The sequence below is a fragment of the Hydrogenophaga sp. genome (genome assembly GCF_022844385.1).
GTDB lineage: Bacteria > Pseudomonadota > Gammaproteobacteria > Burkholderiales > Burkholderiaceae_C > Hydrogenophaga.
In genome coordinates this window covers 1-8,312 of the sequence record NZ_JALHLX010000137.1, presented here as the reverse complement: position 1 = coordinate 8,312, position 8,312 = coordinate 1, and the positions used below count along the sequence as shown (strand labels likewise).

At 67.2% G+C, this 8,312-nt stretch carries 5 protein-coding genes and 1 pseudogene; 5 read left to right on the top strand and 1 reads right to left on the bottom strand.

The window, feature by feature from the left end:
- Positions 1-128: 128 nt before the first annotated feature.
- Positions 129-797 (bottom strand): cytochrome c, encoded by a 669-nt coding sequence (locus Q0C59_RS16825; protein ID WP_291217653.1) that lies wholly within the window; start codon positions 795-797, stop codon positions 129-131.
- Positions 798-977: 180 nt separating this feature from the next.
- On the opposite strand from Q0C59_RS16825, the gene Q0C59_RS16820 reads away from it, so the two are divergent.
- The 5 genes and pseudogenes from Q0C59_RS16820 to Q0C59_RS16800 form a co-directional block, all read left to right on the top strand.
- Positions 978-1,820: a MoxR family ATPase gene (locus tag Q0C59_RS16820; RefSeq protein ID WP_291217651.1), complete on the top strand. Its 843-nt coding sequence runs from the start codon at positions 978-980 to the stop codon at positions 1,818-1,820.
- An 11-nt stretch (positions 1,821-1,831) separates the two neighbouring features.
- Positions 1,832-2,425 (top strand): GNAT family N-acetyltransferase, encoded by a 594-nt coding sequence (locus Q0C59_RS16815; protein WP_291217649.1) that lies wholly within the window; start codon positions 1,832-1,834, stop codon positions 2,423-2,425.
- A gap of 15 nt (positions 2,426-2,440) precedes the next feature.
- Entirely contained in the window at positions 2,441-3,628 is a 1,188-nt protein-coding gene (locus Q0C59_RS16810) for a VWA domain-containing protein (protein ID WP_291217647.1), read from the top strand.
- Between the two features lie 64 nt (positions 3,629-3,692).
- Positions 3,693-5,678, top strand: coding sequence for an autotransporter assembly complex family protein (locus Q0C59_RS16805; protein ID WP_291217645.1), 1,986 nt, complete (start codon positions 3,693-3,695; stop codon positions 5,676-5,678).
- A 59-nt stretch (positions 5,679-5,737) separates the two neighbouring features.
- A pseudogene (locus Q0C59_RS16800) lies at positions 5,738-8,312 on the top strand (hypothetical protein); the annotation flags it as partial.

Below are 8,312 nucleotides of genomic sequence, written 5' to 3'. Positions count from 1 at the left end.
AGCCAGCGCGCCGGCAGGCCGCCGGATGGGCAGGCCTACATCGACCAGGTGCGCCGGCGCGCAACACAAGACTGAACAGATACGAAAAAGCCGCTCAGTGAGCGGCTTTTTTGCGGGGCAGTCGGTGCTTACTTGAAGCGCGGCTGCGACACCACCTTCATCTCACCTTCCAGCGAACCCAGGTACTTGGCGATTTCGCGCATCTCGGCGGTGGAGTACTGCTTGGCGATGCCGGCCATGATGCCGTTGGAGCGACCCACCACCGCGTTGCCTTCGACCGTGTAGGCCTTGAGCGCGAAGAAGAGGTAGTCCGCGTGCTGACCGGCCAGCTTGGGGTAGCTCGGGTCGATCGGCTTGCTGAAGTTGGCGCCGTGGCAGGAGGCGCAGGCGCCTTTTTCGATCAGGGCGGCGGCCGTGGTGCTGGCGGTGCGGGGCGCTTCAGGCGCCGTCTTGTCGGCGTGTGAGGCGTAGTAAGCGCCCAGATCGGCCATGTCCTGCTCGCTCAGCGAACCGGCGATGCCACGCATGGTGGGGTGTTTGCGGTCGCCTTTTTTGTAGGCGTTGAGGGCAGCCACGATGTAGGCACCCGTCTGGCCCGAGATCAGCGGTACCTTGTGGATTTCCGGAAAGCTGTTCTGGTAGCCCGAAATGCCGTGGCAGCCGATGCACATCTCGGCTTTCTTCTGACCGGCCGCCACATCACCGGTGACACCCTGGGCGTGAACCGAAAAAGCGGCTGCGGAAAGCGTCGCAGCGGCGACAAGGGTGCGGGTGATCGTGGACAACAGTGAGGTCATTTTGCAAGCACAATGAATGAGTCAGCGGGGGAAAATCAACCACTGATTATATAGACCGGTCGAGACGCCCCCGTCCTCAAAACCCCCGACGGTGCGGGCCTTGTCAGCCTGCCCCCAGCAGCCGGGGGGCCGGATCACCCAGGATTCCGTCACCCGTTCAACCTTCCAGCAGACCAACCCATGAAATTCCAAGGCTCCGAGAACTACGTCGCCACGCAGGACCTGATGCTGGCTGTGAACGCCGCGATCACGCTCAAACGCCCGCTGCTGGTGAAGGGCGAGCCGGGCACCGGCAAGACCATGCTGGCCGAAGAAGTGGCCACCGCGCTCAAGCTGCCGCTGCTGCAATGGCACATCAAAAGCACCACCAAGGCGCAGCAGGGCCTGTACGAATACGACGCGGTGAGCCGCCTGCGCGACAGCCAGCTCGGTGAGGAGAAGGTCAAGGACATCCACAACTACATCTTGAAAGGTGTGCTGTGGCAGGCCTTCACGGCGGATGCGCCAGTGGCGCTGCTGATCGACGAGATCGACAAGGCCGACATCGAATTCCCGAACGACCTGCTGCGAGAACTCGACCGCATGGAGTTCTACTGCTACGAGACGCGCGAGCTGGTGCGCGCCAAACACCGCCCGCTGGTGTTCATCACCTCCAACAACGAGAAGGAGCTGCCCGACGCGTTTCTGCGCCGGTGCTTCTTCCACTACATCAAGTTCCCGGACGCGGAGACCATGCAGCGCATCGTCGACGTGCACTTCCCCACGCTCAAGAAAGAGCTGCTGGCCGCGGCGATGAAGACCTTCTATGACGTGCGCAACCTGCCCGGCCTGAAAAAGAAGCCCAGCACTTCCGAGCTGCTCGACTGGCTCAAGCTGCTGATGGCCGAAGACATCCCGCTTGAAGCCCTGCAAAGCGCCGACAGCAAGGTCAGCATCCCGCCACTGGTGGGTGCGCTGCTCAAGAACGAGCAGGACACGACCCTGTTTGAAAAACTCGTCTTCATGAACCAGCGAAACCGTTGAACGGATTGGCCATGGCTTTCGTTCAACCCGTCACCCTCCGCTCCAACGGCATTGCCCTGGTTCCGCTGTCGCTGGACCACGAGGACGGCCTGCGTGCGGCTGCAGCCGACGGTGAGCTGTGGAAGCTTCGCATCACCTCGGTGCCCGAGCCTCACGAGACGCGTGGCTACATCGAAACGGCGCTGAAGATGCGTGAGGAGGGCCACCGCTTTGCCTTTGCCGTGACCGACGAGGCCTCCGGCAAAGTGCTCGGGAGCACCAGCTTCCACGACATCCTGCCGGCGGTGAAGCGGGTGGAGATCGGCTACACGTGGTATGCGAAAAGTGTGCAGCGCAGCCACGTCAACACCACCTGCAAGCTGCTCATGATGGGCCACGCCTTCGACACCCTGGGCTGCCACGTGGTGGGCTGGCGCACGGACAACTACAACTTCGCGTCCCAACAGGCCATTGAGCGGCTGGGCGCGAAAAAAGACGGGGTCATCCGCGGCCACGCCCTGCGCCGCGACGGCACCATCCGAGACACGGTGATGTACAGCATGCGTGCGGGTGAGTGGCCGGAAGCGAAAGCCCAGCTGCTCTACCTGCGGGCCCTTCACGCCTGAACCCGGGAGATCACCATGCTGATCGACTTCTTCTACACCCTGCGTTCGGCCAAGCTGCCGGTCTCCGTCAAGGAATACCTGATGCTGCTGGAGGCGCTGCAGGCCGACGTGGTCGGGCCGCGCAACCCCGACGCCTGCAGCATGGACGACTTCTACTTCCTGGCGCGCACCGCGCTGGTGAAGGACGAGAAGCACTACGACAAGTTCGACCGCGCCTTCGCCGCCTACTTCAAGGGCGTGGAGATGATCGCGGACTTCACCAAGCCGATTCCGGCGGACTGGTTGCGCCAGGAGATGGAGCGCATCCTCTCCGACGAGCAGAAGGCCAACGCGCCCAAGATGGACTGGGACGAGCTCATGGAGACGCTCAAGAAGCGGCTGGAAGAGCAAAAGGAACGTCACGAAGGCGGCAGCAAGTGGATCGGCACCGGTGGCACCTCGCCGTTCGGCAACAGCGGGCAGAACCCGCAGGGCGTGCGGATCGGTGGCAAGGGCGGCAACAAGAGCGGTGTGAAGGTGTGGGAACAGCGCGCCTACCGCGACTACGACGACACACAGGAGCTGGGCACGCGCAACATCAAGGTGGCGCTGCGCCGCCTGCGCAAGTTCGCGCGCGAGGGCAACGAGTTCGAGCTGGACCTGCCAGACACCATCCGCGCCACCGCAGCCAACGCCGGCTACCTGGACATCAAGATGATCCCGGAGCGGCACAACAACGTGAAGGTGCTGCTGCTCATGGACGTGGGCGGCACCATGGACGAGCACATCCAGCGGGTGGAGGAGCTGTTCTCGGCCGTCAAGGGCGAGTTCAAGCACCTGGACTTCTACTACTTCCACAACTGCGTCTACGACTTCATGTGGAAGAACAACCGCCGCCGCTACGCCGAGAAGTTCCCCACCTGGGACATCATCCGCAAGTACAACAAGGACTACAAACTCATCTTCGTGGGCGACGCGACCATGAGTCCTTACGAAATATTGCAACCTGGCGGCAGCGTGGAATACAACAACGAAGAGGCCGGCGCCGAGTGGCTGCAGCGCCTCACGCACGCTTTTCCCAAGTATGCGTGGATCAATCCGGAACCTCAGGGCGTGTGGCAGTATCGACAGAGCATCAGCGTGATCCAGCAACTCATGAGCCAGCGCATGTACCCGCTGACCTTGAAGGGGCTGGAAGACACGATGAGGTTGCTCTCCAAATAGCCGCATGACCTGTTTTGTTCCGGACTCCGCCCGCTGGGCGGGGTCTCTTCTGCTTTGTGCCGCCATGTTGTGCCCACCGGCCGCACGGGCGCAAGCCGTGGAGGCGCCTGTCGCACCGGCGGCCAGCGCCCTGCAGGACGCGGTGGACGCGGCCGATGCCGATGCGCCGGAAGCGTCCACCAGCCGGGACCGCACCACCCCCCGAACACCACGTCCACCGGCCGAGCCCCGCTTCGAAATCGACCTGCAGGCGCCCGACGAGGTGCGTGAGTTTTTGCTGCGCCATCTCGAACTGCAGCGCTTTCGCCTGCTGCGCAACCTCGATGCCAACGAACTCACCCGCCTGCTGGCCGCAGCGCCCGCCAACCTGCGCGAACTGCTCGCCACACTGGGTTACTTCTCGCCGGTGGTGGACGTGGTCGGGCCGCCCGCCCTCACGGAGGCTGCCGACGCCGCTGCGGGCAATGGGTCCAGCGCTCGACCACTGGGCACGGTGACCATCCGCGTCTCGCCCGGCCCCATCACCCGGGTGGCTTCGGTGAACGTGTCCTTCGTGGGCGACATCGCGACCGCGCCCGAAGCGGGCGAGCAGCGCGACACCATCCAGCGCGAGGTGCAGGTGATGCAGGGCCTGCCGTTTTCGCAAAGCGACTGGGACCGCACCAAGGACGCGGCCCTGCGCGCACTCATCGCGCGGCGCTACCCCGCTGGCCGCGTGCAGAACAGCCTGGCCGACATCGACGCCGACAACCGCCAGGCCAACCTCTACATCGAGCTCGACTCCGGCCGCGCCTTTCAAATGGGCGAAGTGGTGGTGGAAGGCGCAGAGCGCTATGACAAGGTCACGGTGGAGCGCCTGGTGCGCCTCTCGGGCGTGGTGCCCGGCAGCGACTACGACCTGGCCCGGCTGCAGGCCGCGCAACAGCGCCTGATCGAGAGCGGCTACTACGACTCGGCCTTTGTGTTCGTGGAGCCCACCCTGGACGGCGAGTCCCTGCCGGTGAAGGTGCAACTGCGCGAGAGCCTGCGCCAGAAGCTGGTGTTGGGCGTGGGTGGCAGCACCGACAGCGGCGCGCGGCTGTCGATCGAACACACGCACCACAGCGTGCCGGGCATCGGCTGGCGGGCGGTGAGTGCGCTCAAGTTCGAACGCGTGGACCAGCTCGCCAGCACCGACTGGAGCTCACCGCCCAGCAACGACGGCTGGCGCTGGATTGCGGGCGGGCGCCTGCTGCAGGAGCAGGACGACTTCAACATCACCACCAGCCAGCGACTGCGCGCCGGCCAGTCGCAAGACGGCATCGAGTACGACCGCAGCTTCTATCTGCAGTACGACCGCGCGAGTGTCTTCAACGAAGCCACGCAGACCCTGCGCACCGCAGAGGCCAACTCGTCGGTCACCGCCAACTACGCCTGGACGCGCCGCCGCTTCGACGACCCGATCTCGCCCAACGCGGGTTATGGCCTGGCGGTGGAGCTGGGTGTGGGCTACACGCTGGGCACCACGCGCCTGCCCTTCACGCGCACGCAGGCGCGCTGGCTGGGTTACTGGCCGCTGGGCGACCGCTCGCCGCCGCCCGAGGCCAAGGCGGGTGAAGCGCGCGAACTGAAGGTGTCCAACACCCGCACCAACCAGGGCCGCCTGGCATTGCGTGTGGAGGGTGGCGCGGTGCTGGCCAAACGCAGCGCTGCCATTCCCGACACGCAGCTGTTCCTGACCGGTGGCGACGCCACCGTGCGCGGCTACGGCCTGCGCGACATCGGCGTGCGCCAGGCCGACGGCAGCGTGCTGCCCGGGCGCTACAAGGGCGTGGTCAGCCTGGAATGGCAGCGCCCGATCTTCAACGCCAACGGCCGCTCGCCGGTGGAGAGCGTGCTGTTCATCGACGGCGGCGCCGTGGCCGACCGCGCGGGCGACCTCAAGCCCTTGTGGGGCGTGGGCACGGGCGTGCGCTACAACAGCCCGGTGGGCCCGCTGCAGCTGGATCTGGCCTACGGCCTGGAAACCCGGCGCTTGCGGCTGCACCTCAACGTGGGCTTCACGTTTTGAGCGAAGCACCCGCTCAACCAACCAGGACGCGGCGCGCGCTCGGCGGACTCGGCTGGTTCGTGCTCTGGCTGCCCGGCGCCTTGCTCGGGCTGGTGCTGGCAGCGGCCGTCGCGGCCTGGGTGTGGGCCGGCACCTCAGGCTCGCTGGCGCAGGCCATTGGCTGGGGCCAGTCCTACATGGCCGACCAGGGCGCGAGCGCGGGCACGCTCAGCGTGGCCGAGGTGCAGGGCAGCCTGCGCAACGGCGGCGAGATCGGGCGGCTGCAGTGGCAGCGCGATGAACTGACCGTGCAGGCCACCAGCGTGCGCATCGCGCTGGACAACCGCTTCTGGTTCGATGCCCTGCTCGCGCGCGGCCTGCGCCTGTCGCAGTTCGACATTGGCCGCTTGCAGATCACCGACCGACGCCCACCCACACCGGTGGAGCCGCTGCAGCCCATCACCCTGCCCATGGCCATCACGCTGCCGTGGTCGGTGGGTGAACTGGTGCTCGACGGCAAACAGGAGGTCTCGCTCAGCGGCCTGAAGGGGCAGTACCGTTACCGCCCGGCCGACAGCCTGTGGAACCTCGGCGTGGCCGACGCGCACCAGCTCGATCTGGAGAACCTGCAGGTGGCCGGCGGGCTGTACCAGATCCAGGCGGTGCTGGGTGCGCAAGCGCCCATGCCGCTGCGGGTGGACGCGCAGGGCGAGGTGAAGGCCACCGTGCCCGGCGGCGAAGACCTGGTGCTCAAGGCCATTGCCAAAGTGACTGGCCAGCTCGCCGAGTCCGACGCTGCGCTGGACGCCACCGCCAGCATCACCACCAGCACAGCAAGTGCCACAGATACGCCGGTGCTCGACGCCTCCGCGCGCATCCGTCCCTGGAAGACCCAGCCGATTGAGGCGGCCAACGCGCGCATGAACCGGCTCAACCTCGCCGCGCTCTGGCCGCAAGCCCCGGTGACCGAACTCAGCGGCACGGTGGTGGCGCAACCCGATGGCGACGCCTGGCGCGCCCAGGTGCGCGTGACCAACGCCGTGCCCGGCCCGGCAGACAAGCAACGCCTGCCGCTGCAAAGCCTGCAGGCCGATCTGGAACAGCGTGGGGCGCGCTGGACGCTCTCCAACCTGGACGCCCAGCTCGGCGGTGGTCGTGTTCAGGGCGAGGGTTGGCGTCAGACGGCAGCCTCGCCCCTGGGCGACTTTCAGGGCGAGCTCAAGGCCAGCCGCATCAACCCGGCCGCACTCTGGAGCAGCATCGCGCCAGCCGCACTTGACGGCACGCTCTCCGCCCGCGCGGTCAACGCCGAATCGGCCAACCCGGCGATCGACCTGAACGCCGTGGTGAAACCCTCGGGCACGCAGCCCAAGGCCGGCCAGCTCGCCGGCCTGCGCCTGCGCGACCTGAACCTGCAAGGCCGATGGACGCCGCAGCCCGACAACGCCGCGCTCGGCGTGCTCGACCTGCGCACCCTCAGCGCCGGCGTGGCCGACGCCACGCTGGACGGCCAGGGCCAGCTCGACGTGGGCGCGCGCCGTTTTGACGGGCGCCTGGCGCTCAAGCTGCCCGGCGCCCAAGGCGACTGGCAAGGCCGCGTGGCCCACGCCCAGGGCAAGGGCGAATTCAACCTGGCGCTGGACGACGCGGCTCGTGTGCTCGCCTGGGTGAAGAGCCTGCAGACGCTGCCAGTGGTGGGTCCGCTGCTGCGCGCGCAGCTCGAAGCCATGCCGGGCCTGCAGGCCCAAGGCAATGCCCGCCTCACCGCCAGCTGGGACGGCGGTCTGGGTGTGCTCGGTTACCCCGCGCCTGTGACGGGTGCCACCACCGCCGCACCACCGCGCGTGCAAGCCCGCCTGCAGGCACCGCGACTGGTCATCACACGCGGCACCGCGGCGCGCGCGGCCGACCCGGCCACCGGCACCGACGCCGTGGTGGGCACGCTGCAAACGCTGAGCCTCGCCAACCTGAACCTGCAGGCCAGCGGCTTGCCCCACCAGCTCGACATCACCGCCACCGGCCAGGCCGAGCAAGGGCCCTGGCGCGCCACGCTGGACACCCAGGGCCGTTTGCAAATGGGCAGCGCGCAACGGCCCGACATCGACAGCGGACGTCTGGACCTCACCCGCCTGCAACTGCGTGCCACCGACAGCGCGCGCAAGGACCGTGTGGTGGACTGGACGCTGCAAAGCGTGGCCGCACTCGGCCTGCGTTGGCAGGACGCGCGCAGCGCCATCAACCTGCAGGCCGACGCCGGCCTGCTGCGTCTGCAACCCACGTTCAGCAACCGGGCAGCCGGCGCGCCGGCTGCCACCACCAGTCCCATGACCCTCGCCTGGGACCAGCTCAGCTGGCAGAAGGGTGCGCTGGCAACACGCGGCCAGCTCACCGGCCTGCCGCTCTCATGGGTCGACGCCTTCACCACCGCCGAGGGCGCGAAAAGCGGTCCGCTGAGCCAGGCCGGCCTGGGCGGCGACGTGGTGTTTGACGGCAGCTGGGACTTCCTGTTGCCTGCGGATGCCGCCACGCCCCCCCGCCTCACAGCCCAACTGCAGCGCCGCAGCGGCGACCTGTCGGTGCAGACCGATGGTGCGTTTGACGAAAACACCACCTCCACCCAGCGCCTGCAGTCCGGCATCAAGGAAGCGCGCCTGA